The following is a 24,445-nucleotide window of genomic DNA, read 5'->3' as shown; positions in this document are numbered from 1 at the left end:
AGGGGGTGAGGGGACCCTTAGTCTAGGTCAGCTGCCGAAGCGGGCCAGGACCGAGCTGGCTTCCTGAGAAGCGGTGCCTTCCTTGGCGAGGTGGGCCATGGCCTCGGGGATCTCGCGGCCGTGGTGGGCCATCGCCTGGGCGTAGAGACGGCCTGCCCGGTACGAGGAGCGGACCAGCGGGCCTGCCATCACACCGGCGAAGCCGAGTTCTTCGGCGACCTTGGAATGCTCGACGAATTCCTCCGGCTTCACCCAGCGGTCGACCGGGTGGTGGCGGGGGCTCGGACGCAGGTACTGGGTGATGGTGAGGATGTCGCAGCCCGCTTCGTGCAGGTCGCGCATCGCCTCGGTGACCTCTTCGGGGGTTTCGCCCATGCCGAGGATGAGGTTGGACTTGGTGACCAGGCCCGCCTCGCGGGCGGCGGTGATCACGGCGAGGGAGCGCTCGTAGCGGAAGGCGGGGCGGATGCGCTTGAAGATGCGCGGCACCGTTTCCAGGTTGTGCGCGAGGACCTCGGGGCGCGAGGAGAAGACCTCAGCGAGCTGGGCCGGGTCGGCGTTGAAGTCGGGGATGAGGAGTTCGACGCCGGTAGCCGGGTTGCTCGCTTTGATGGCGCGCACGGTCTCGGCGTAGAGCCAGGCGCCACCGTCGTCGAGGTCGTCGCGGGCGACGCCGGTGATGGTGGAGTAGCGCAGGCCCATCGCCTGGACGCTCTCGGCGACGCGGCGGGGCTCGTCGCGGTCGAGGGCGGCGGGCTTGCCGGTGTCGATCTGGCAGAAATCGCAGCGGCGGGTGCACTGCTCACCGCCGATGAGGAAGGTGGCCTCGCGGTCTTCCCAGCATTCGAAGATGTTGGGGCAGCCCGCTTCTTCGCAGACGGTGTGCAGGCCCTCGGACTTCACCAGGCTCTTGAGCTCGGTGTATTCGGGGCCCATGGTGGCGCGGGTGCGAATCCACTTGGGTTTGCGCTCGATCGGTGTCTCCGCGTTGCGCGCTTCGATGCGCAGCAGCTTGCGTCCGGCGGGGGCAGAGGCGTCGACGGAAGTCACCGCACCGACTCTACGCTCGGGGCCTGCGCGTTCGCAGGGGCGGTGGTGCGATCAATGTCATGGGGCCGAACGGGAATTTCACCGTCGAGCGCGGCAACAATCGCGGCGGCCACGAGGGGCTTGAGTTCGGCGACGGTGACTTCGCGGCCGAGTTCGCGGGTCAGCGTGGTGACGCCGGCGTCCTTGATGCCGCAGGGCACGATCGCCTGGAAGCCGTCGAGCGCGGAATTGCAGTTCAGGGAGATGCCGTGCAGGGCGACACCACGCTGCACGCGCACCCCGATCGCGGCGATCTTGCGCTCGGCGAGCAGCTCGGTGGCGGGCAGCCACACACCGGAGCGGCCTTCGATGCGGCCGCAGGTGATGCCGAGCCCGGACACGACCTGGATCAGGGCCTCTTCCAGGCGCCGGACGTAGTGGACGACATCGACCGGCTCGGCGAGGCGGATGATCGGGTAGCCGACCAGCTGGCCGGGCCCGTGCCAGGTGATCTTGCCGCCGCGGTCGACCTCCACCACCGGGCTGCCGTCGATCGGCAGATCCTCGGTCTCGGTGCGGCGGCCCGCGGTGTAGACCGACGGGTGCTCGAGCACGAACAGCCGGTCGGAACCTTCGCCTGCGGCGCGCTGATCGGCGGTCTGCCGTTGCAGTTCCCAGGCGGCGTGATAATCGATGAGTCCGAGATCCTCGACCACGATCGGGGTCGTATCGAATCGAGCGGACGCGGTGGGGCGCGTGTCGTTCACCGTTGTGACGTTACGCCGGGGGCCCGGCGCGGCCAAAGAGGGTCTCAGGGTTCGATCGGGAAGTTGCGCTGCATCAGGGTCAGGTCCATCCAGCGGCCGAATTTGTGGCCGACCTCGGGGAGTTCGCCGACGGTGTGGAAACCGAAGCGTTCGTGCAGGACTATCGACGCGCTGTTGGTGGACTCGATGGCGGCGATCATGGCGTGCACGCGGCCGGAATCGATGGCGCGCGCGATCAATTCGGTGAGCAGGGTGGTGGCTACGCCGCGGCGCTGAAAACGGCTGTCGACGTAGACCGAGTTCTCGACGGTGAAGCGATAGCCGGACTTGGGGCGCCACTGGCCGTAGGAGGCGTAGCCGGCCACCTCGCCGTCGATTTCGGCGATCAGGATCGGCATGGCGGCGTCGGTGCGGGTGGCGAACCAGGTGAGGCGGTCGTCCAGGTCCACTTCGTCGGTGTCCCAGATCGCGGTCGACTCGGCGATGTTGGTGTTGTGGATGGCGAGGACCGCGGGGAGGTCGGCCTTGTCGGCGTCGCGGATCAGCATCGGCTCACCCTCTGCCGACAGCGGCGGCCAGCGCGGCGCCGATGGTCGGGTGCTGGTAGGCGTACCCGGCCTCTTCCAGCACCGCGGGGATGGTGCGTGGGCCGTGCAGGATCGCGTCGGCCAGCTCGCCGACGAGGGCCTGCAGGGCGAAACCGGGGACGATGAACGGGGTCGGCCGGTGTAGTGCGCGGCCGAGGGCGCGGTTGAATTCCGCGTTGGTGACGGGGGCGGGGCCGGCGACATTGATCGGGCCGGAGATCTCGGGGTGAGTGAGCGCGAAGACGATCGCGCCGACCTCGTCGTCGAGGGAGATCCACGGGAGGTACTGGCGGCCGCTGCCGAGGCGTCCGCCCAGACCGACCCAGTACAGCGGGTGCAACTTGCCGAGCATGCCGCCGTTGCGGGCCAGCACCACGGCACTGCGGAGCAGCACGATGCGCGCGCCCGCTTCGGCGGCCGGTTCGGTGGCGGCTTCCCAGTCCCGGCACAGAGTGGCCAGGAAATCCGTTCCGGCGGGCGACGTCTCGTCGATGATCGCGTCACCGGTCTCGCCGCCGTAGTAGTGCGAGCCGCTGGCGTTGACCAGGGTCGGAACACCGGTGGCGGCCACCGCGGTGGCCAGGACATCGGTGGGGGTGATGCGGCTGTCACGCAGCAACTGCTTGTAGCCGCCGTTCCAGCGACGGTCGGCGATGCCGGCACCGCACAGGTTCACCACCGCGTCGGCCCCGCGCAACGCCCGCTCGTCGAGCTGGGCGCGCGCGGGATCCCACGCGAATTCGTCCGGTGCGGCGGGAGTGCGCCGCACCAGGCGGGAGACCTGGTGCCCGTCGCGGCGCAGTGCCGCGACGAGCGCCGTCCCGATCAGGCCGGACGAACCGGCGATGACCACCTTCATGAATTCCTCGACTACAGGCCGAGATCGGCCTCGAACGCCGAATCTTCCAGCCGGTGCTTGATGGTGGAGACGAACCGGCCCGCGTCGGCACCGTCGATGAGACGGTGATCGTAGGTGAGCGGCAGGTACACCATCGAGCGCACGCCGATGGACTCGCCACCGGCCTCGTCGGTCACCACCACCGGGCGCTTGACGATCGCGCCGGTGCCCAGCATGGCCGCCTGCGGCGGAACCAGGATCGGGGTGTCGAAGAGCGCGCCCTCGCTACCGATGTTGGTGATGGTGAAGGTGCCACCGGACAGCTCGTCGGGCTTGAGCCCACCGGTGCGCGCGCGGTTGGCGATGTCGGCGATCGCGCGGGCCAGACCGGCCAGCGACAGGTCGCTGGCGTTGTGGATGACCGGCGAGAGCAGACCCTGCTCGGTGTCGACCGCGATCCCCAGGTGCACCGACGCGTGGTAGGTGATTTCCTTGGTGTCCTCGTTGTAGGACGCGTTCACGTTCGGGTGCACACCGAGCGCCTCGACGACGGCCTTCGCGAAGAACGGCAGGTACGTCAGGTTGACGCCCTCGCGCGACTTGAACGAGGCCTTGGCGAGCTGACGCAGATGCGCGATCTTGGTGACATCGGCCTCGTGGACCTGGGTCAGCTGCGCGGTGGCCTGCAGCGATTCGCGCGTCTTGGTCGCGGTGATCTGGCGGATCCGGCTGGCCTTCTGCGTGGTGCCGACGAGGGCGGCCAGCTTCGGGGCGGCGGACTGTTTGGCCGCAGGCGCGGGTGCGGCGGCGGCCGGAGCCGGAGCGGCGGCGGGCGCCTTCTTGGCCTCGGCGGCGGCGAGCACGTCCTGCTTGCGGATGCGGCCGCCGACACCGGAACCGGTGAGGGTCGACAGGTCGACGTTGTTCTCGTCGGCCAGCTTGCGGACCAGCGGGGTCACGTACGGGGTGCTGCCGTTGGCCGACGCCGGGGCGGGAGCTGCCTTGGCAGCCGGAGCCGGGGCGGGCTTGGGAGCCGGAGCCGGCTTGGGAGCCGGTGCCGGTTCGGGTTTCGGCGAGGGCGCCGCGGCGGCGGGCGCGGGAGCCGGTGCTGCCTTGGGCTCGGGTGCCGGTTCGGGCTCGGGGGCAGGCGCGGGGGCGGGCTCGGCGGCCGCGGGCTGACCGCTACCGATCACACCCAGCTGACCACCCACATCGATGACGTCGTCTTCCTGCGCCGTGATCTCGAGCAGCGTGCCGGCGACCGGCGACGGGATCTCGGTGTCGACCTTGTCGGTGGACACCTCGAGCAGCGGCTCGTCGACGTCGACGGTGTCACCCACGGCCTTGAGCCAGCGGGTCACAGTGCCTTCGGTCACCGACTCGCCCAGTTCGGGCATCTTCACGGGCGTGCCGGAAGCAGCGGACGCGGCAGGCGCGGCGGCCGGGGCGGGTGCCTCGGCGGCAGGTGCCTGCGCGGCGGGCGCGGGCTCGGGTTCGGGGGCCGGCTCAGGCGCGGCGGGTGCGGCAGCAGGCTCGGGTGCGGTGGCGGGGGTCTCGCCGGCATCGCTGATCACGCCGAGTTCACCGCCGACCTCGACGATGTCGTCTTCCTGGGCGACGATCTTGGAGAGCACGCCCGCGGTCGGCGACGGGATCTCGGTGTCGACCTTGTCGGTGGAGACTTCGAGCAGCGGTTCGTCGACCTCGACCGTGTCTCCTTCCTGCTTCAGCCACCTGGTCACCGTGCCCTCGGTGACGCTCTCACCAAGGGCTGGCATCTGGACGGAGAAGGCCATGTCCTCTGACTCCTCTGAGTGTGTACCCGGCGGACATCCGTCGCGGGTCGCGGCTTTCGTCCACCCCACCGGTCTCGGCGGAGCACCCGGGAAACGTTGGTTCTTGTTCCGGCAACCATCCTTGCACTCGTCCGTCGCGGGTGTAGCGCAGGGCGGCGATCCGGGCGAAGCTGGCACCATGGAATGTACGGCGGTGAGCAGAATTCCGCCGGAATGTAGGAGGTCGAGCCGGATGGGTTTGCTGGATCGTTTCCGTGGTGGGCGCGGTGCGAGCAGGTCAGGCGCGCGCGAGACCGCGTCGGAAGTGAGCGCCTTGGCGGACTGGGCGCGGACGCGGCGCGGCGTCGAAGCCTTCGTCGAACCCAAAACGACTGTGACCGATGTCACAGCAGTGCTGGTGGCCGCCGACGGTGAGTGGACCCGTCGCATCGTCGGGGAGAAGGGCGCGCGGCGGTTGGCCGGCGCGTTGAAGATCCCCGTCTACGACGTGAACCGCACCGGCTATCCGCAACGCATGCGCGACTTCGATGCCCGCCGCCGCATCGAGGAGCGGCGGGCTCGCGAAGCCGAGCTGGAGGAGTGACTACTCCGCGCCGATCTCCTCGATCACGGTGATCAGCGTGCGGACCGGAACGCCGGTGCCACCCTTGCCGATGTAGCCGAACGGTCCGCCGGTGTTGTAGGCCGGACCCGCGACGTCCAGGTGGGCCCACTGCACGCCCTCGGGCACGAAGTCCTTGAGGAACAGTGCGGCCGAGAGCATTCCGCCCCAGCGGTGCGGCGCGACATTGGCCAGGTCGGCGACCTTGGAGTTGAGGTCGGCACGCAGTTCCGCGGGAAGCGGCATCGCCCAGCCGTTCTCGCCGACCGAGCGCGAGATCGCGGCGACGCGATCGCGGAACTCGTCGGTGCCCATCACGCCCGGGGTGCGGGTGCCGAGCGCGACCATCTGCGCACCGGTGAGGGTGGCGACGTCGATCAGGTAGTCGGGCTCGTCCTCGATCGCGCGCACGATCGCGTCGGCCAGGATGAGACGGCCCTCGGCGTCGGTGTTGATGACCTCGACGGTGGTGCCGCCGTACTGGGTGAGCACGTCGCCGGGGCGCTGCGCGGTAGCCGAGGGCATGTTCTCCGCCATCGGGACGGTCGCGGTGACGGTGACCGGCAGGCCGAGCCGCGCGGCCAGCAGCACGGTGGCGATGACCGCCGCGGCGCCCGCCATGTCGGAGGTCATGTTCTCCATGTTGGCGGCGGGCTTGATCGAGATGCCGCCGGTGTCGAAGGTGATGCCCTTGCCGACGAGCGCGATCTTCTTCGGGCCGCCCGCGTAGGTGATCCGGATCAGGCGCGGCGGACGCGAGGAACCCTGGCCGACGCCGATGATGCCGCCGTAGCCGCCTGCGGCGAGCGCGTTCTCGTCGAGCACCTCGACCTCGAGGCCCGCCCCGACGGCGAGGATCCGGGCCCGCTCCGCGAACTCGGCCGGGTAGAGCGCGCTCGGCGGGGTGTTGACGAAATCGCGTGCGGTGGCGATCGCTTCGGCGACCAGCTGTGCGCGCAGGAGCTCGAGAGTGCCGAATTCCGGCCCGGGCACCAGCAATTCGAGGCGGACCACCGGGCGCTCGTCCGGCTTGGGCGCGCTCTTGGACTTGAACGACGAGAAGGTGTACGCGCCGAGGTAGAACCCTTCGGCCGCCGCACCGAGATCGATGCCGGACAGGGTGGTGGCGACGAGTTCGGTGCCGCTGAGCGCGCGCCCGGCCACACCGGCGCTACGGCGCACCTGTTCGGCGTCGACCTTGTCGGCCGCGCCGAGTCCGACGGCGAGCACGCTGGTGACGTCGGCCAGCGCGGCGGGCGCGGGCACCCGGGTGAGTTCCTCGGGCTTGCCCTTGGCGCCGACCGAGCCGAGAGCGTCCAGCAGTTCCGCGCGAACCTCGGCGGTGAGCACGTCGCCGAACAGGTCGGCGGGCACGATGGCCGGTCCGTTCTCCGAGGACGTCAACCCGATCACCAGCACGTCGGTGTCCGCGGCGATGGTTTCGGTACGCGCCAGTTCCGGTCCGAGTGAACGATCTGCAACAGCTGTCATTGCCCCAGGTTATTCGGTCGCTATCGGTGCTCGCATCACGAGTCCGGGTGGGCGGGTGTGCGGTACTTCGATCCGGCTGTCCCGGAAATACTGGGAATTACTGGACAATACTGGTAGCTGTGGATACGCTCCGACTCGTGACGGACTCGGCCGAGGAGCTGGAGGTGCGCATCTCCGGTTTGCGGGCCGAGGTGCGACGGGCGGCCGCCGGTGGGGACCGGGCCGGGGCGCGGCAATTGCGCGCCGAACTGCGCAGGGCAGAGTTGGCCTGGGACGCGGCGGTTCTCGGTTCGATGCCGGAAGAGGCGTCGGAGGCGCCGGGGGTGCCGGTGCGTGAACACGTACATCGCGCGCTGACCTTGCTGTCGGTACCGTCGTCGCCGAAATTGGTGCTCGCTACCCATGACGCGTTCTTCTCCGGCGAGCTGCTGCCCGCCCGGCTGACGAGCCTGCGCCGTGACGAGGAGCGGTCCTTCCGGTCGGCGCCGTACGCCCGCCCGTACTACCTGTGCGCGGCGCTCACCACCGATCTGCTCGCTCCCGCGCGCGGTCTGATGGCGGTGAGTTCGTGGCCGCTGGAACGGCGGATGGTCGGCCCGTTGAGTCCACGGGTCGGGCTGCTGGTGTCGGCTATTCGCTTGGCCGAACATCTTTCGGCGCAGCCTGCGGGGGAAACGTCGGGTTTGCGCGTACTGTGGCGGCTCGCCGTGTCGATTCCTGGCATCTCCACCGCCCCGGACTCGCTCGACCCGGCGAAGGTGATCGAGGCCGCGCGGCGTGAGCTCGCGGTGCACGAGGACGAGGACGCGAGGCAGCGCAATTCGGCCGCGCGTCGGGCGGCGGATCAGCTGGCGGATCCGGCCGCACAACTATTCGGTGTTCGGCTCGGCGTAGCCGATCGGCGACGAATCGAGGTGAAATGAGCACTCTCGCAGCACAGTTGGACGAGTTGCGCGGCGAAGCCCCCGCGACCAGGCACAATGCCCGCACCATCGCCGCGCTGACGGCCAATCCCGGATGTGCCCGCCGCGCCCTGCTCGACGCGGCCGCGGTGGACAAGACCGTGATCGCCCAATCACTGGGATTCCCGCCACAATTCGGTCAGTCCCAGTTCGCCATTACGCGCGGCAACGCTTTCGAGGCGATGGTGAAGGCGAACGGTTGCGCGGAACTGCTCGCCCTGCTGCGTGACAAACTCGGACTCACGATTCCCGAAGTCGCCTACCACGACCTGAATTCGGTGGGGGAGAACACCGGCAACGCGGTGCGCTGTCAACGCACCAGGCAATTGCTGAAGAGCGCGATCGCGGCGGGCGACGGCACCCTGTTCGACCACCCGATGCTGCGGCTCGATATCGCCGGCGCGACGGCCTATCTGGAACCCGATGTGGTGGCCGTGCAGTTGGACGGCAAGTTCCATGTGGTGGAGGTCAAGGCTTTCCCGGTGATCGACGGGCAGGCGGATCCGGCGCAGGTGGCGGCCGCCGCGCGTCAGTCCGCGGTGTACGTGATCGCTTTGCGTGAGCTGATGGCCGAGATCGGCGAGTCACCGGAGATCGTGTCGCACAATGTGATTCTGGTCTGCGCGAAGGACTTCTCGAATCGGCCCACCGCCGAACTCGTCGATCTGCGCAAGCAACTCGCCACGGTCTCGCGCCAATTGACCCGGCTCACCGCGATTCCCGAGCTGCTCGACCTGCTGCCACCCGAGGCCACCTTCGCGCCGGGGGAGAACCTCGAGAAGACGATCGCCGCCATCCCGGCTCGCTACGCGCCCGAGTGCATGTCGAGCTGCGAGCTCGCGTTCGCCTGCCGCGACGAGGCCCGCACCTGCGGCTCGGTGGACGCGCTGGGTCGCGGGGTGTGCGATGTGGTCGGTGGCATCGAGAACATCCACACGGTCCTCGGCCTGGCCGACGGAACGCTGGAACCCGGCCCCGAGCACGCCGACATCACCGCCATGCTGCGGACCGCCCATCGGCTGCGGTGGGAGATCGCCGGATGAGCGTCCTGGCGGCCCTGGCCAAGGCCGAGGCCGTCCGGGCCGGCCGCGCGCAGGCGACCGCGGCGGTGCGCCACATCCACCTCGCCGAGCGGCCGCTGGTCGCGGTGCCGTTGCGGCTGGCGGGGGAGGCAGCGGCGCCGGTGGCGATCATGATCGGCACCTCGGCCGGCGACCAGAACGTGCTGGCAGTGCCGCAGCCGCGCGACCGCGTGCTGCGGCTGCGGTTCATCGAGCAACTGGCCGATGTTGTGCTGCCCTATCTCTCGACGTTCCTCGTCGAGACCGAGGAGCTCACCAGTAAAGCGGGTGAGACCTACACGCGGTGTCTCGACGCGCCCCAGATGTGGACACCGAACCCCGGCGGCGTGAATTTCCTGAAGCTGCTGGGGCGTTCGGTGCGGTTTCACCGGACTGATGGGGACAACCCCGTACCGGAGTCGATTCCGCTGCTCGGGCGCTGGCTCACCTGGTTCGGTGATCGCGCCGAACATCCCGGGTCGGCGGTGTTGCCCGCGATGACGACCGTGCTGTCGTCGCATTGGGCGTCGGGCCAGTCCAGCCTCGAAGACGGCAATCTCGCGGCCCTGCTCGGCTGGATCGACCCGCCGCCCGGGTTGACCGGCGCGGAAGCCGCTGCCCTGGCAGAGGACCCGCTGCTGTCGCCGCCCGCGGGTCCGGCCACCGATCCCGGATTCGACAACGAGGAACTCGCGCCGCTGATCGCCGCCTACAACGCCGCACTCGACGACTCCGCCAGATCTGTCGCGGCCGAACGACTCGAGCGCTCGCTGCGTGGCCAGCTCGAACCCACCTGGCAGCTGATGTGGCGTTCGATCGAGCTGCTGAGCGCACTGCCCGAAGGCGCCAGCGTGGAGAACCGGTGGACCGATGATCGCGGTGCGTTCTCCCGCTTCGCCGCCGATGTCGCCGAGGGTGTTCCGCAGGCCCGCCGCGATTCCGCCGTTCCGGCGGTGCGCAGACTGCTGGAGCGGGAACGGGCGCTGGAAGCCCTGCAGGGGCAGTGCGCTTTCGATGATCCGCTGCGCATGCTCGAGCACCGTGTCAGCGGAGCGGCGTTCCGCGGCACCGTCACCCACAGTGAGCCCGAGCGCCTCGATCGTTCGGGATCGCGCCCGAAACTGCGCCCGCACATCCATATTCGGACCGCCGATCCGTTCATCGCCGTGGTCGGGGAAGAGCTGACCTGTGTCGAGCGGCCGAAACAGTCGGGGCTCGTCGTCGAGATCGACGGTGACACGATCGTTCTCGAACTGTCCGGCGGAATGGGGCGCAAACTCGTCGCCGAGCCGGGCAGTGTTCCCGAGGAAGGCGATGACCTCGGTTTCGCCCGCTTCAAACCGGCACCGTTCAACGGGATGCTGAATCTGCCCGCGCGCGAGGAGACGCCGTGGACCCACGGAGGTCCGCCGCCGGAATGGACCCCGCCGACCGACGAGGAGGGGGACGAACTCCAGTGACCACACCGGACGAGGCCGTCGCCGGAATTCTCACCGACCTGCGCGACGAGAGCCATCGCGCGATCGTCGTCGACTCCCCACCGGGAGCGGGCAAGTCGACGCTGGTGGTGCGCGCGGCTCGCCAGCTCGCCGAGGACGGCGACCAGCGGATGATCGTCGCCCAGACCAACGAGCAGGTCGACGACCTCATCGACCGGTTGGCCGCCGCCGACCCCGCACTGCGGATCGGGCGGCTGTCCAGCGCGGCTTACGTCGTGAGCGATCGGGTGGATCGGCACGGCAATGTCCGGGTCGCCAAGCAACCCGGCGACCTCGCCGACCGCACCATCGTCATCGGCACCGCGGCCAAGTGGGCCACCATCACCGAGGGCAGCTGGTCGCACGCGATCATCGACGAGGCCTACCAGATGCGCTCGGACATGTTGTTGCGCATCGCGAATCGGTTCGATCGCGGCCTGTTCGTCGGCGACCCGGGACAGCTCGACCCGTTCGCGACCGTCGAAACCGCGCGCTGGGCCGGTCTCACCTGGGATCCGACGATGAGCGCGGTCAGCGTGATGCTGGCCAACAACGACCACATCCCCACCCATCGGCTGCCGGTGTCCTGGCGGCTGCCCGCCACCGCCGCACCGGTGGTGTCGAAGGCGTTCTACCCCTTCACCGAATTCCAGTCCGGTACCGGATTCGGCGACCGGCGCATGGATTTCACGACCCGCGGCCTGGGTGGGCCGGTCGACGCGGTACTGGAGGAGGCGGCCGAATCCGGGTGGGGCTGGTACGAACTGCCTGCCCGGCACACCCTGCGCACCGACCGTGACGCCGTCGCCGCGATCGCGGCGATCGCGGCCCGGCTGATCGAACGCGGCGCCACCGCCCACTCCGAATCCGGCAGCCACCCGGTGACCACCGAGCGGGTCGCGATCGGCACCGCGCACCGCGACCAGGCTGACGCCATCCGCACCGCCCTGCGCGGCACCTGCGCCGAACCCGTCACCGTCGACACCGCCAACCGGCTCCAGGGTCGCGAGTACGACGTCACCCTGGTGCTGCACCCACTCTCGGGCCGCCGCGACGCCAGCGCCTTCCACCTCGAGGCGGGGCGGCTGTGTGTGCTGGCCTCCCGGCACCGCCACGCCTGCATCCTCGTCGGCCGCGCCGGCATCCCCGAACTCCTCGACGCCCACCCCTCCGCCGACCCGGTACACCTCGGGGTGCCGGTGAAGTTCCCCGACGGCTGGGAGGCGAATCAAGCGGTGCTGAGTCATCTGTCGGGCCATCGGGTGCGAGCGGCGGCGCTATAAACCGCACCGGCCGTTCCGATGCTGCGAGTTAGCCTGATACACCCTGTGTTTCGACAATTCGCGACTTCGCGCGCACGCTCGGGCCGTCGGTTAGTCTCACGGCGAGACACGCGTGGTGGGTGGCCCATTAGCGGCACCGGCACGCAGCGGGGCGCCGGGGCGTTCCGGGGAGCGGAAAGATTTCAGATTTGAAGATCAGGCGTACCGGTGTTCGTGGCCGGGTCAGTGTGCGTATCCGGTTGTTGTCGATGGTGCTCATCTCCAGTGTCATGCTGTTGGTGGTCGGTGGTGGCGGAGCCGTCTATCTGGTGAATTCGGCCAGGGATTCCACCGACTGGGCCGAATTGGCGAGCAGTACCACCGGGCCCGCGATTCTCATGGTGTCGGCATTCCAGGAAGAGCGCAGGCTGTCGCTGCTGCGGCTGGCCGGTGACGTGTCGTCGGCGCCCGCGCTGGCCACCGCCAAGCAGCGTTCCGACGAGGCGCTCGCGGCGGTGATCGCGAAAGGCGACGCGGCTCGCGCGCTGAATCCCGATGGTTCCCGCGAGGACATCGAGGGATACAACAAGCTGTTCTCCATGGTGCCGACCGTGCGCACCGGCGTGGAATTCCTGCGGATTTCCAGCGACGAGGTATTCGGGTTCTACACCGGGGTGATCGGCACGATCATCGCCGCGTCGATGCTGGCCGCCCGGGTCGCGCCCGAGGCGAAGGTCGGCATCGAATTGGGCTACGCCGTAGAACAATTGCGTGCGGCGGAAGCGCTGTCACAAGCCGATACTCTCGGCTCCGTCGCAGTGGCCACCGGCGAGATGAGCGCTGCCCAGCTGGTCGACTTCGGCCGTCGGATCGGCGAATTCCGCGGCGAGGCAGCCTATTCCGCGACAGTGCTGAAAGGCCGCCGCCTGGCGCAGCTCTCGGAGATCACCGCGAGCCCGCAGTGGCAGCAGGTCATCGCGATGCAGGACGCCATCCTGCTGCGCGGACCGATATCCGTACGCGACGGGGAGGCCGGGCTCCCGATCGGTCTGGCCGACTGGCAGGACGCGTCCAAGCACGTCGGCCTGGCCTTGCAGAAACTGTGGGAAGACCAGAGCGGGGACGCCCACGTGATCGCCAGAGAGCAGGGCGAACGCGACACCGACAGCGCGCTGCTGGGCGGTGCGCTGATCGCGCTCGCCGCGGTGGCCGCCTTCCTCGTCGCGCTGGTGATGGCGAACCGGTTCATCGCGCGGATGCACCGATTGCGCCACGACACCCTCGAACTCGCCGACGAGCGGCTGCCGGAGGTGATGCGCCGGGTCGCGACGGGGGAGACCGTCGACACCGCGGCGGAGGGTTCGAGCCTGGACTTCGGTACCGACGAGCTCGGCCAGGTGGCCGCGGCGTTCAACCGCGCCCACGTCGCCGCGATGTCGGCCGCCGTCGCGGAGGCGCAGACCAGGGCGGGGATCAGTACCGTCTTCCTCGACATCGCGCACCGCAGCCAGGTGGTGGTGCACCGCCAGCTCGCGCTGCTCGACCGCGCCGAGCGCGACGAGAGCAACGCCGATCAGCTCGATCTGCTGTTCCAGCTCGACCATCTGGCCACCCGGGCCCGGCGCAACGCCGAGAACCTCATCATCCTCGGCGGCGAACAGCCGGGCCGTCGGTGGCGCAAGCCGGTCCCGCTGCTCGAGCTGGTGCGCGGCGCGATCGCGGAAAGCCTGGACTACACCAGGATCGCGGCCAAGCAGATGCCGGATGTGCGCGTCTCCGGGCACGCCGTCGCCGACGTGATCCACCTGCTCGCCGAGCTGATGGACAACGCGACCGCCTTCTCCCCACCCGAGACCCAGGTCGTGGTGTCGGGGATCGTGGTCGGTCGTGGGGTCGCGGTAGAGGTCGTCGACCAGGGGCTGGGCATGTCGGAAAGCGATGTGGCCGAACGCAACGCGATGCTGGCCGACCCGCCCGCGTTCAGCGTGGGCACCCTGGCCGGAACCTCGCGGCTCGGACTGTTCGTGGTGGCCACGCTGGCGGGCAGGCACGGCATTTCGGTGCGGCTGTCGGAATCGGTCTACGGCGGCGTGCGGGTCGTGGTGCTGATCCCGTCGGCGCTGGCCGAGGCGTCCGATCCCGAGTCGGCGATCTCCGGCCAGTTTCCCGCTGTCTCGCCGCGACCATGAGCGACGAGCGCGAACACTGGTACGAGGACGAGGCTGGTCCGCTGGTGCGCCTGTACGCCGTCACCGGCGGGCGCGCCAAGGCACAGCGTTCCGACCTCGAGCTCACCACCCTGCTCGTCGACGCTCGCTCGGGTGCCCGTTCACGTCTGCTCGCTCCCGAATACGACCTGATCGTCGAGTTGTGCCGCACGCCACTGTCGGTCGCGGAGGTCTCCGCCCACCTGCACCTACCCCTGACCTCGACGAAGCTGCTCATCGGCGACCTGATCGACGAGGGCCGGCTCCACGCTCGGGGGCCGCGAAACCAGATGAGCACCGCCCCGGACCTGGACGTCCTACGGGCGGTGCTCGCCGGGATCAAACGGTCCTAGGCCGGCTCGTCAGGCTTTCGTCACCGATACCGGCCGCGTCGACAGTGTCGCGAGTTCGGCATCGAGATCGGTGGGCTCGGCCGGTCGGCGCGGAATGGTCATCGCGATACCGGCCGCCACGAGCGCGACAGCGGCGCCGATCAGCAGCCCGACATGGAACCCGGCCTCCGACGGCACGGCGTGCCCGGCGAAGTCGGTCGTCATATTCGCCAGCACCACACCCACAACGGCCGCCGACACCGACGTACCGAGCGAGCGCATCAGCGTATTGATGCTGTTGGCGGAGGCGGTTTCCGACAGCGGCACCGCACCCATGATCAGCGCGGGCATGGCGCCGTAGGCCAGGCCGACACCGATGTTGGTGATGCAGACCATCGCCATCAGACCCCAGGTCGAACCCATCAGCACGGCCGACGAGCCATAGCCCATGGCGATGATCAGCGCCCCGACCGCGAGGGTGACCTTGGGTCCGCGCGCGGCCGACAGTTTCGCGCCCGCTGGTGACAACGCCATCATCATCAAGCCGCCCGGCGCCATCCACAGACCCATGCCGAGCATGGTTTGTCCCATGCCGTGGCCGGTGGCCGAGGGCAACTGCATCAACTGCGGCACGATCAGCGCCTGGCCGTACATGGCGAAGCCGACCAGAACGGACGCGGCGTTGGTCAGCAGCACCTGCGGCCGGGCCGTGGTGCGCAGATCGACGAGCGGGTCGGAAGTCCGCAATTCCCACCGTCCCCACGCGGCCAGGGTCACCGCCGAAGCGGCGAACAGCCCGAGCGTCGTGGTACTGGTCCAGCCCCAACCGGCGCCCTTCGACACCGGCAGGAGCAGGAATACCAGACCCGCGCCGAGTCCCACCGCACCGACGAAATCGAACCGTCCACCCGCGTCACCGCGCTTCGCCTCGGCCGGAACCAGGGTCGCGATGAGCACTACGATCAGCGCGCTCAGCGCCGCCGCGGCCCAGAACAGGACCCGCCAGCTCGCGTACTGCGCGACCGCGGCCGATACCGGCAGACCCAACGCACCACCGACCCCGAGCGACGCGCTCATGAGCGCGATCGAGGAGCCCAGCCGCTCCGCGGGAAGCACATCGCGCATCAGGCTGATTCCCAACGGAATCAAACCGACCCCCATGCCCTGGATTCCGCGTCCGATCAGCATGGGTACCAGCGAGGAGGACATGGCGGCGATCGCGGCGCCCACGATCAGAAATCCACCGGAGACCAGCAGCATGCGGTGTTTTCCGTAGAGGTCACCGAGCTTGCCGGCGACCGGGGTGAACACCGCTCCGACGAGCAGCGTCACCGTGATCACCCAGGACGCGTCGGCGGCGCTGGTGTGGAGCAGTTGCGGGAGTTGGCCGATGATCGGCACCACCGCCGTCTGCGTAATCGCGGCGACGGTGCCGCCGAAGGCGAGGACGCCGACGACCACCCCGGGTCGCGCCGTCTTTTCCGAGATCCCCACGTACCGCTCCTATCGACAAACACGCACGTTATGTACAGAGCACAAGATATGCATACTGCATTAGATGTGCATAATACACATTTTCAGGCGCGTGAGCTTCATCGAGAAATCGCGACGTAGGTCGTAGTTCCGCTAGTGATCCGCGGGCAGGGCCGCGATCGGCCGTGGCCAGTACTCTCCTGACCGGCGTTCGATATCGGTGTTGAATCGTCGCAGGTAGCCGACGAAGGCGGCGATATCCTCGGCCGGCCAGTCCTCGAGGATCGAGTCGAGGGCGTCGACGATCAGGGCTCGTTCGGCGTTCAACCGGCGCTCACCCTTGGATGTGACCCGAAACTTGCGCGCCATCCCGCCCTCGGGATCCGGAATCCGCTCGATCACGCCGGTCCGCATCATGGCGGCGGTCTGCCGATTGAGAGTCGAGGCATCCAGGCCCAGTGCGTCACTGAGCTGGCCGATGGACATCAGTCCACCCATCCGCAGCCGGCTCAGCAAGATATAGGCGCTGCGGTCCATGGCGTCGGGCCCCCGGCGCGATCTCAGGCTGTGGCGACCCAGGAGCATGGTCTCGAACTCGACCAACTGCGTCGCCTTGTCCATCTCAGCCCTTTCCGCGAATTCGCACCGGCCCGGCCGCGCGGTGGATCACCACATGTGTACCGACCACACTACGTGTCCGCTGCACATCGACACGGCTAACCCAGCCGGGCCGCGAGCCGTTTCGCGTTCATGTAGCCGATCGCCTCGATGGTGACCATCGGGTTCACGCCGGGGGCGGTGGGGAAGCTCGACCCGTCGGCCACCACGATGTTCGGCACATCCCAGGTGGCGCCGTCCGGGTCGGTCGCCGAGAGCTCCGGCGTGCCGCCCATCCTGGCCGAGCCCATGATGTGCAGGGCGCCCATCGAGCAGCGGCCGGGGCCGTAGCCCGCCTTCTTCGCCGCGGCGTCGAATTCCGCGAGCGAACCGCGGGTGCCCGGTTCGAACGAGATGCCCGCCTGATGACCGGAGAAGATCCGTTGCGCGCCCGCGGCTTCCAGGATGGAGGCGGCGCCGACGATGCCGGTGTGCAGGTGCGCGGCGTCGTAGTCGGACAGCTGGTATTTCACCACCGGTTCGCCGGACTTGTCGATCGAGACGGTGCCGGGGTCGCGGTCGCGGGTGATGATGCCGATGGAGTTCGTGCGCGCGAAATCGAGCATGGTGGCCCGATGTTGCGCCGCGCCGCGCCAGCTCATGAAGCCGGTGGCCAAACCGGGATGGACCGGGCCGGTCTCGTAGATCACGCCGTAGCCGTTGCCGTCGAGGTTCGCGTGGTGCCTGCTGATGCGGGCCTGCAACGCCCCTTCCCACGGGCGGACGTCGTCGTCGAAGACGCCGAAGACCGCCGCGGCCGGGTGCAGGCGCAGATACCGGCCGATGTTCTTGTTGCGCAGACCGGATCGTCGCAGCAGCGCCGGTGTCTGGATCGCGCCCGCGGCGACCACGACCGCCTTGGCGCGCACCGTGATCTCGACCCCGGTGGCGGTGACCGCCGAAACCGATTCGGCCCGGCCCGCTTTCACCGTGATCGCGCGGACGTCGGCGCCGACCACCAGGCGCGCACCGTGCTCGGCCGCATCGGCGAGCCAGGTCTTGGTCGCCGACTGCTTGGCGCCGAGGCGGCAGCCGTAGCCGCAACGCCCACACTCGATTCCGGCGTCACAGGCGTCGCTGACATTGCGCGGCAGGGTGTCCACATCCCAGCCGAGCGCGCGCGCACCGCGCTCGAGAATGCCGTCGCGCGCCGAGAGCGGTGACTTGCTGTCGGTGACGCTGATCCGTTTCTGTACAGCGGCCAGCGCATCACCGAACTCGTCCTCGGCGAACTGCGGCACGCCGGTCTCGGCCCATTCGGCACGGACCGTGTCGGGCGTCGGCAGCGAGGTGCTCCAGTTGACCACGGTGCCGCCGCCGAGGCAGGTCCCCGCGACGAGGGTGATCTGGCCTTCCGCCGAGGAGGCGGGTCCCGGCGCGTACAGGCTGGTCAGCGCGTCGAGTTCGCCGTCGCCGAAATCCTGGTCGTCGTAATAGTTTCCGCGTTCGAGCACGATCACGTCGAGGCCGGCTTCGGCCAGCACCGCCGCGGCGGCACCGCCACCGGCGCCGGAGCCGACCACCACCACATCGCATTCGAGCGCGGTGGATTCGGTGAACCGCAGCGGTGACAGCGGCGGCTTCGGGGCGGTGTCGAGCCGGCCGACCGGCGCCGGGTAGCCGATCTCCGCCCATAGCGGATTCGTGCCGGTGGGACCGGGGCTCACGTTGTAGGCGAGCAGGGAAGCCTGCTTGAGCGCCTGGAAGATCGCCCGGGCGGGGGCGAGGCCGGAGTCGGCCAGGCGCAGCAGGGCTGCCTCGCGCTGCTCCTGCGAGAGCGTGGAGAACCGGCGCAAGCCGCTGCCGGTGAACAGGCCGAAGAGGCGAGAATCCCACAGTCCCAACAGCGTTGCCAGCTGCTTCTGCTCGGCTTCGCGAGGATTGCGCCCGAGGATGCGGAAGATCGTGTCGACCGCGCCGATATCGGTCGCGGCGGGCAATCCGCGCCCGTCGCCAGGGAGAAACGTATCGCAGATCATGCCCAGCGCGGCCCGCTGTTCGGCTGTCGGTTCCATGCGGAAACCACCCCTTTTCACTCTGGGGTGATTTCTATCACGGGACACGCGACCGCGCTGGGGGTCAACAGGTTTCGGGCCGGGCGGTGCTAACGCCCGGCCCGGCCTCCGCGATCAGTCGGCGGTGAACTGGATCGTTTTGAGCGACGGAGTCGACAGGTCGACATCGGCGCGGGTGACAGACTGCGTCGCCGAATCGTTGCGGTAGGCCGTGAGCTGGTAACGCCCGGGCTGTAGTCCGCGGAAACTCACCTGCCCGTTGGCGCCGGTGGACATGTGCCGGTGAATATTGTCGCCACAGGCGTCGATGCCGGTGAGGACGATCTTGCCGCCCGCGATCGGCGTGCGGTGCTTCGCGGTGATCAGCACCGCGTCGATCTGGCCCGCGGCCGCCGGGCTCGCCCCGCGGACTCCCTGGCCGTTCTGCCGTGCCTGTCGTAGTTCCTCGCAGGGCGCCGCGTCCTGCGCGATCGAGTCGTCGGCGCCGGGGTGAGCCCCCGTGGCAGTCGCCGCCGTCCCCATCAGAGCTGTTGCCGCCAATCCGATCGCCAAACACTGGGAAATGACAAATCGTGGCATCGCGCCGTCTTCCTCCTACTTCCTGGCCTGACCTGAAAGTGCACGTGGACATTGCTGAGGTAACGCTCGGGCGGCAACAATACTGACGGGAATTCCGGCGCTGAAACCGGTGTTCCATAGAGGCGGTTGTGGCCGATTCGTGCGACCGTTGAGCCCTCATGAAGGAGGATGTGTGAGCGACACTCGTAAGGCGATTCTGGCCGGTGGATGCTTCTGGGGCATGCAGGATCTGATCCGCCGGCAGCCCGGCGTGCTGGCTACCAGGGTCGGTTACACCGGCGGGACCAACGACAATCCGACCTACCGCAATCACCCGGGCCACGCCGAGGCCGTCGAGATCGAATACGACCCGGCGCAGACCGACTATCGCGCGTTGCTCGAGTTCCTGTTCCAGATCCACGATCCGACCACCAAGGATCGCCAGGGCAACGATCTCGGCGACAGTTACCGTTCCGCGATCTTCTATCTCGACGACGATCAGCGCCGCATCGCCCTCGACACCATCGCCGATGTCGACGCCTCGGGCCTGTGGCCGGGCAAGGTCGTCACCGAGGTGACCCCGGCGAGCACGTTCTGGGACGCCGAGCCCGAGCACCAGGATTACCTGATTCGCTACCCCGACGGCTACACCTGCCATTTTCCTCGTCCCGGCTGGAAACTCCCGAAGCGCGAGAACACCGGCAAGTAGCGTTTTCCATATGTCATGATCGGCTGTGTCGGCGTGACCGTGACGTCGGATCGGAGTACTCATATGAGCGGCAGCGGCCGTCTCGAACGATGAGGGGAAGCGATTCGGATGACATATGGACAGCAGCAACCCGGTTATCCCCCGGCGGGACCGACGCTCAGTGTCGGTGACGCCATCGGGTACGGGTGGACGAAATTCAAAGACAACGCGCTCGTATGGATCGGGATGGTGGTCGTCGCATTCCTGATCCAGGCGGTGATCAGCTTCCTGTTCGGGCTCGGAAACTCCGGCGACACCGATTATGACGGCGGTGTCAGTTTCGGGTTCGGGCTCTGGCAGATCCTCGGCACCATCGTGAGCACGGTGATCGGCTATCTGATCTCGGCGGCATTCGTGCGTGGCTCGCTACACGAAACCGATGGCAACAAGCCCGGATTCGGGTCGTTCTTCCAGTTCACCAATGTGGGTGCGGTGATCATCGCCGGCCTGCTGGTCGGTCTGGCGACCGGCATCGGCCTGCTGCTGTGTGTGCTGCCGGGCCTGGTCGTCGCGTTCTTCACCTGGTGGACGATGCAGTTCGTGATCGACCGTGACCAGGACGGTGTCACCGCGATCAAGTCGAGTTTCTCGGCGATCTCGAGCAACGCGGGAACGCTGCTGCTGCTCGCGCTGGCGCTGTTCGGTATCAACATCGTCGGTGCGCTGCTGTGCGGTCTCGGCCTGCTCGTCACGATCCCGTTGACGATCATCGCCTCGACCTACGCCTACCGGGTTGTCACCGGTGGGCCGGTCGCCGACGCGGCGAAGACCCCGGAGCCGGGATACCCGCAGCAATATGGCGGGCCCGCAGCGGGATTCGGCGGGCAGCCGGGGTACGGCGGTCCGGAAGGCGGACAGGGTTACGGCGGTCCCGGCTACGGCGGTCCCGAAGGTGGACCGGGTTACGGCGGGCCTGCGGGCGGTCCCGGTTACGGCGGTCCCGGCACAGGCGGACCGGGTTATGGCGGTCCTGGCACCGGTGGTGCGGGTTACGGCGGTCCTGGCACCGGTGGTCCGGGCACGGGCGGACCGGGTTATGGCGGTCCCGGGTACCCGGATGGTCCTGATCTGGGCAAGCCCGGTGACCAGGGCTGGGGTCCTGAAGGCAACCGCTGAGAAGCTGATCCCGAGGGGCGTGCGATGTCGTTCATCGCACGCCCCTCGTGCTGTTCACTCGCAGCCGATGCCGTCTCCGTCACGGTCGAGGCCGTAGTCGTCGGGGCCGATCACCGTGACGCGGCCGGTGTAGACGGGGCCGTTGCCGCTACCGCCTTCGCAGTCCACATCGCTGACGATGGGCAGGCACGGGGTGTAGGAATCGTGGCAGTTCGAGGGCTGCGCTGCTGCGACGGTCGGCGTGGCGATCGCGAACGCGAAGGCCGCGATGACGGCGGAACCGAGGGTGACGGCGTATTTCATTGTGCTCCATTCAATTATCCAGCGGCGCACAGTGTTTCACGGGCGGGTGATTTGTCGGAAGTTTGCTTGTCGATACCTGCCGGTAGCATCGGGGGACTCGGACAAGGGGGAGTTGATCGATCCGCTACCCGGATTGCATTCGGTGGGTTTGGCTCTCGCCGACCACGGAAAATGGTGGAGCCAAGCCTATTTCGCCGAGGTTGCCCGTCGCGCCGATCAGGTTGCGGTGATGTCCTATGACACGGCGATGCCTACCCGAGCTCTCTACAGCGGGTATGTGGCGCAGCAGACCGAACTCGCCGCCGAGGTGACCCCGGACGGAGTCGATCTCTTGATGGGTGCACCCGCCTTCTGGGCCGACGACCCAGGCCATCACGGTGCTGCCGAGACCGTTGCCGCCGCGGTTCGGGGAATTCGCCTCGGTCTGACCGACACCGATGTCGGCCGAGCGAATTTCGGTGTGGCTCTATACGTGGATTTCGCTGCCACGCCGCAGGATTGGGCCGACTATCGACGAGAGTGGTGTCGAACAACCGAATGAATTCGGCGACCGTCCGATTCCGGTTCGGCGGCACTATTGGTTCTCGGCCGCCTGTTCGTCCGGTCTAATCCGTGGTGGGGACGATGGCGGGCGCGCGGATCTCGGCCAGCCACGGGTGATCCGGGTAGAGCTGGATCAGCCAGGAATTCAGCCGGGTGAGCCGGTACTCGGGGAGCAGGGGCAGGACGCGGAGGAAATCGGCGTAGTCCTTGGGGCGGTTGGCTTTCGCCTTGAACAGCAGCACGACCTCGGGGATGAGATAGGGGATGCCGTTGGTGGTGGTGCGGATGAGTTCGGTGTAGGAGAGAGTGATCGTGGGGTCGCGGCGGCAGATCCAGGTGTCGCCGTCGTGCGGTTCACGGAAGACGTCGAGATGGAAGGCGCCGGTGAAGGGGTCGCGCAGCCAGGTCTGATGGAGTTCGGGGCAGGACGCGGCCACGGTATAGGGCCAGAGCTCGCCACTGCCGACGACGTCCCATTCGTACTCGGGAAAAGCGGCCGCGATCTCAGGGAAATCCATTCGGGGGACGGTGATTTCGATGTCGTCGTGGGCGCGGGAGATCGCGCCTGCGAAGAGGTCGAGGGCCCAGCCGCCCGCGACGGCCCAGGGGGCCGGGCAGGTGGCGAGGCGGGCGGCGACCACGCTCGGGGTCCACGGGTCCCAGCGGCGGGCGGCTTCGGTTGCGGTGATCGGACGTCCCCCGTCCGGCGAGCTCATCTATCCATCCTCGATACCCACGGCCGGGGACGCAAGGCTGTTGTGGGCGATGGTGATCGAGACGAGACGGGTTTGTGAGGAAGTCAGCGTCGGCGGTCGGCGAGCCAGGCCAGTGGGCGGCGGTGGTGGGGTCGTGGGCGGTTTTCCCAGCGGGGATTGTCCTCGTTGCGGCGGTAGGCCGGGATCCGGCCCGCCACGGAGAAACGGAAAGCGGTGGCGATGCCCACTACTTCGCCGTCGGCGGCGACGGCGACGGGGGTTTTCGAGGTGACGGTGAGTTCGTGCATCTGACGTTCGCCGTAGACGCGGCTGTGCCCGATGGCGGCGAGCATCAGGGCGATGACGGCGCGGGTGCGGGAGAACCGGACGTCGGCCCGGAGCCAGCGGACGTCGAGCAGGCCCTCGTCGAGGCGGGAGCGGAAAGCGGGCACAGCGCCGTGCGGGTGGTAGGGGCCGTTGCCGATGAACAGGAACCACATGTCGTGCCAGCGGTCGTCGAGCCGGATGTGGATCGGCTCCGCGCGGCGCAGGGTGACGACGAGGGCGGCGGCGAAGGCGGGCCACTTGCCCCAGCGGTCTTCCCACTTCTCGCGCAGGCGGACCAGCTCGGGGTAGGCGCCGATGCTCGCGGTGTTGATCCAATGGTGGGTGTAGGGGCCGTCGGTGGTGTCGAGTTCGACTGCGGCGATGTCGACTTCGACGGCCTCGCCGGTGCCGGTGGCATCGGCCACCTCGCGCAGGTCGTAGACGCCGAGGTCGCGGGCGAAGTGGTTCAGGGTGCCGGCGGGGATGACGACCAGGGGCAGGTTGTTGCGAACCGCGACAGCTGCGGCCGCGGCGATGGTTCCGTCTCCGCCCGCGGCGCCGACCGCGAGGACCGAGGTGCGGTCGCTCGCCGCGCGATCCGCGGTGTCGGCGTCTGTCGCGACAGCGGTGTCGACCGCTTCCTGTAGCACCTCGACGGCGTCACGGCCGGGTTCGGTGCGTACCAGGGTCGCGGCGGGCAGGGCTTCGGCGATGTCCGCCGTGGGGTCGTAGGAGGAGTCGCCGGAGCGGGGATTCACCAGTAGCAGCAGACCTTTGCCGTCGGCGAGGATCGGCGCGTCGTGCACGACGTGCGCGTCGGCTTCGTCGGATTCGCGAATAGGCCACCAGCGGCGGGTGGTGAGAGCGACAGCGGTGCCGACGCCGGCGCCGACCAGCACGTCGGACGGCCAGTGCGCGCCGGTGTGGATGCGCGAGTAGGCGACGGCGGCGGCCACCGGCGCGACGGCGAGCGCGGCGCGCGGGCTCTCCAGGGCGACGGCCGTGGCGAAGGCGGCGGCATTGGCGCTGTGGCCGGACGGGAAGGACGACGACACCGGCGCGGCGACCAGCCTGCGGCCGAGCGGCATCAGTTCGGCCGGCGGCCGCCGCCGCGGGATCAGGGTCTTGAGCACGAGGTTGACGACGAAACTGCTGCCACCCAGCGCGATGACGCCGCGCAACGCCGCCCGTCGCGGGGGACCCGGCTGCACCGCGAGTGCCGCCGCCACGGCCAGCCATAGACCGCCGGTGTTGGCAGACCGGGTCAACCGCAGCATGCCGCGATCGACCGACGATTCCGGAATTCGGGACACCGCCCGGCTCATCGTGTCGTCCATCCGGGCGACATGGCCGAAGCGTGCTCGGGGCAACTCACTCACACCCAGAACACTACCGCCGTTGGGCGTCACGATCTTTGGACACGGACAGCGCCACCCGTGCGCCCTCGATGGCAAGGCCGCGCTGTCCGCGTCGACAGGTCCCGCCGGCCGAGCCGGAGGCGCCGATCCGACGTACGTTCGTGCCCGCGATCCTCGCCCGGCGGGCGACGCGCGAAACCGGTCGGATCCCCGCAGTTACGGGGGCAGGAAGCGGTAGGCG

Annotated in this window: 23 protein-coding genes; 10 read left to right on the top strand and 13 right to left on the bottom strand. The window is 68.8% G+C overall.

Annotated elements, in window-relative coordinates; all coding sequences use genetic code 11:
* Positions 1-27 precede the first annotated feature (27 nt).
* The 5 genes from lipA to sucB are packed head-to-tail and all read right to left on the bottom strand — an operon-like array spanning position 28 to position 5,017.
* The gene (gene lipA / locus ACFULV_RS27710; RefSeq protein WP_378661636.1) at positions 28-1,050 is read right to left on the bottom strand and encodes a lipoyl synthase; all 1,023 of its coding nucleotides are present in this window, start codon (positions 1,048-1,050) and stop codon (positions 28-30) included.
* Complete coding sequence (gene lipB, locus ACFULV_RS27705) at positions 1,047-1,796, bottom strand: lipoyl(octanoyl) transferase LipB (RefSeq protein WP_378661633.1); 750 nt, start codon at positions 1,794-1,796, stop codon at positions 1,047-1,049. Before lipB ends, lipA begins: the two co-directional genes overlap by 4 nt.
* A gap of 44 nt (positions 1,797-1,840) precedes the next feature.
* The gene (locus tag ACFULV_RS27700; protein ID WP_378661630.1) at positions 1,841-2,344 is read right to left on the bottom strand and encodes a GNAT family N-acetyltransferase; all 504 of its coding nucleotides are present in this window, start codon (positions 2,342-2,344) and stop codon (positions 1,841-1,843) included.
* Between the two features lie 4 nt (positions 2,345-2,348).
* Positions 2,349-3,242 carry a TIGR01777 family oxidoreductase gene (locus tag ACFULV_RS27695; RefSeq protein WP_378661629.1) on the bottom strand — a complete coding sequence of 298 codons (894 nt, stop codon included), beginning with the start codon at positions 3,240-3,242 and terminating at the stop codon, positions 2,349-2,351.
* Between the two features lie 11 nt (positions 3,243-3,253).
* Positions 3,254-5,017 (bottom strand): 2-oxoglutarate dehydrogenase, E2 component, dihydrolipoamide succinyltransferase, encoded by a 1,764-nt coding sequence (gene sucB / locus ACFULV_RS27690; RefSeq protein ID WP_378661627.1) that lies wholly within the window; start codon positions 5,015-5,017, stop codon positions 3,254-3,256.
* Between the two features lie 232 nt (positions 5,018-5,249).
* On the opposite strand from sucB, the gene ACFULV_RS27685 reads away from it, so the two are divergent.
* Positions 5,250-5,600 carry an oxidoreductase gene (locus ACFULV_RS27685; RefSeq protein WP_378636459.1) on the top strand — a complete coding sequence of 117 codons (351 nt, stop codon included), beginning with the start codon at positions 5,250-5,252 and terminating at the stop codon, positions 5,598-5,600.
* On the opposite strand, the gene ACFULV_RS27680 is transcribed toward ACFULV_RS27685, so the two are convergent.
* Positions 5,601-7,109 (bottom strand): leucyl aminopeptidase, encoded by a 1,509-nt coding sequence (locus tag ACFULV_RS27680; protein WP_378636461.1) that lies wholly within the window; start codon positions 7,107-7,109, stop codon positions 5,601-5,603.
* A 137-nt stretch (positions 7,110-7,246) separates the two neighbouring features.
* On the opposite strand from ACFULV_RS27680, the gene ACFULV_RS27675 reads away from it, so the two are divergent.
* From ACFULV_RS27675 to ACFULV_RS27650, 6 genes are all read left to right on the top strand, one after another.
* Positions 7,247-8,032, top strand: a complete 786-nt coding sequence (locus ACFULV_RS27675; protein ID WP_378636463.1) for a hypothetical protein — start codon at positions 7,247-7,249, stop codon at positions 8,030-8,032.
* Entirely contained in the window at positions 8,029-9,114 is a 1,086-nt protein-coding gene (locus ACFULV_RS27670) for a hypothetical protein (RefSeq protein WP_378661625.1), read from the top strand. Before ACFULV_RS27675 ends, ACFULV_RS27670 begins: the two co-directional genes overlap by 4 nt.
* Entirely contained in the window at positions 9,111-10,592 is a 1,482-nt protein-coding gene (locus ACFULV_RS27665) for a hypothetical protein (protein ID WP_378661623.1), read from the top strand. Before ACFULV_RS27670 ends, ACFULV_RS27665 begins: the two co-directional genes overlap by 4 nt.
* Positions 10,589-11,893 carry an AAA domain-containing protein gene (locus ACFULV_RS27660; protein ID WP_378636470.1) on the top strand — a complete coding sequence of 435 codons (1,305 nt, stop codon included), beginning with the start codon at positions 10,589-10,591 and terminating at the stop codon, positions 11,891-11,893. Before ACFULV_RS27665 ends, ACFULV_RS27660 begins: the two co-directional genes overlap by 4 nt.
* Positions 11,894-12,081: 188 nt before the next feature.
* Positions 12,082-14,061, top strand: coding sequence for a nitrate- and nitrite sensing domain-containing protein (locus ACFULV_RS27655; protein ID WP_378661621.1), 1,980 nt, complete (start codon positions 12,082-12,084; stop codon positions 14,059-14,061).
* Positions 14,058-14,432 (top strand): DUF742 domain-containing protein, encoded by a 375-nt coding sequence (locus ACFULV_RS27650; RefSeq protein ID WP_378661619.1) that lies wholly within the window; start codon positions 14,058-14,060, stop codon positions 14,430-14,432. Before ACFULV_RS27655 ends, ACFULV_RS27650 begins: the two co-directional genes overlap by 4 nt.
* A 9-nt stretch (positions 14,433-14,441) precedes the next feature.
* On the opposite strand, the gene ACFULV_RS27645 is transcribed toward ACFULV_RS27650, so the two are convergent.
* The 4 genes from ACFULV_RS27645 to ACFULV_RS27630 all read right to left on the bottom strand — a co-directional run bounded on the left by ACFULV_RS27645 (position 14,442) and on the right by ACFULV_RS27630 (position 19,135).
* The gene (locus tag ACFULV_RS27645) at positions 14,442-15,905 is read right to left on the bottom strand and encodes an MFS transporter (protein ID WP_378661616.1); all 1,464 of its coding nucleotides are present in this window, start codon (positions 15,903-15,905) and stop codon (positions 14,442-14,444) included.
* A gap of 132 nt (positions 15,906-16,037) precedes the next feature.
* Positions 16,038-16,505: a MarR family winged helix-turn-helix transcriptional regulator gene (locus ACFULV_RS27640; protein ID WP_378661613.1), complete on the bottom strand. Its 468-nt coding sequence runs from the start codon at positions 16,503-16,505 to the stop codon at positions 16,038-16,040.
* A 95-nt stretch (positions 16,506-16,600) separates the two neighbouring features.
* The gene (locus ACFULV_RS27635; protein ID WP_378661610.1) at positions 16,601-18,556 is read right to left on the bottom strand and encodes a GMC family oxidoreductase; all 1,956 of its coding nucleotides are present in this window, start codon (positions 18,554-18,556) and stop codon (positions 16,601-16,603) included.
* 114 nt (positions 18,557-18,670) lie between these two features.
* Positions 18,671-19,135, bottom strand: coding sequence for a carboxypeptidase-like regulatory domain-containing protein (locus ACFULV_RS27630; protein ID WP_378661607.1), 465 nt, complete (start codon positions 19,133-19,135; stop codon positions 18,671-18,673).
* Between the two features lie 172 nt (positions 19,136-19,307).
* On the opposite strand from ACFULV_RS27630, the gene msrA reads away from it, so the two are divergent.
* Both msrA and ACFULV_RS27620 read left to right on the top strand, forming a co-directional pair.
* Positions 19,308-19,823 (top strand): peptide-methionine (S)-S-oxide reductase MsrA, encoded by a 516-nt coding sequence (gene msrA / locus ACFULV_RS27625; protein WP_378636487.1) that lies wholly within the window; start codon positions 19,308-19,310, stop codon positions 19,821-19,823.
* Positions 19,824-19,931: 108 nt separating this feature from the next.
* Entirely contained in the window at positions 19,932-20,978 is a 1,047-nt protein-coding gene (locus ACFULV_RS27620) for a hypothetical protein (RefSeq protein ID WP_378661604.1), read from the top strand.
* A 54-nt stretch (positions 20,979-21,032) separates the two neighbouring features.
* Here the strand turns inward: ACFULV_RS27620 and ACFULV_RS27615 are convergent, their stop codons facing one another.
* Positions 21,033-21,281 (bottom strand): hypothetical protein, encoded by a 249-nt coding sequence (locus ACFULV_RS27615; protein WP_378661600.1) that lies wholly within the window; start codon positions 21,279-21,281, stop codon positions 21,033-21,035.
* On the opposite strand from ACFULV_RS27615, the gene ACFULV_RS27610 reads away from it, so the two are divergent.
* Entirely contained in the window at positions 21,265-21,822 is a 558-nt protein-coding gene (locus ACFULV_RS27610) for a hypothetical protein (protein WP_378661597.1), read from the top strand. The genes ACFULV_RS27615 and ACFULV_RS27610 overlap by 17 nt on opposite strands.
* Before the next feature lie 64 nt (positions 21,823-21,886).
* Here the strand turns inward: ACFULV_RS27610 and ACFULV_RS27605 are convergent, their stop codons facing one another.
* Both ACFULV_RS27605 and ACFULV_RS27600 read right to left on the bottom strand, forming a co-directional pair.
* Positions 21,887-22,540, bottom strand: a complete 654-nt coding sequence (locus ACFULV_RS27605; RefSeq protein WP_378661594.1) for a nucleotidyltransferase domain-containing protein — start codon at positions 22,538-22,540, stop codon at positions 21,887-21,889.
* A gap of 83 nt (positions 22,541-22,623) precedes the next feature.
* Entirely contained in the window at positions 22,624-24,225 is a 1,602-nt protein-coding gene (locus tag ACFULV_RS27600; protein WP_378661591.1) for a phosphatase PAP2 family protein, read from the bottom strand.
* Between the last annotated feature and the right edge of the window lie 220 nt (positions 24,226-24,445).

It is taken from the genome of Nocardia sp. NPDC057272, assembly GCF_042668615.1.
Classification (GTDB): Bacteria; Actinomycetota; Actinomycetes; order Mycobacteriales; family Mycobacteriaceae; genus Nocardia.
Note: the sequence above shows the minus strand (reverse complement) of the source record. Positions and strands in the feature narration are given on the sequence as shown.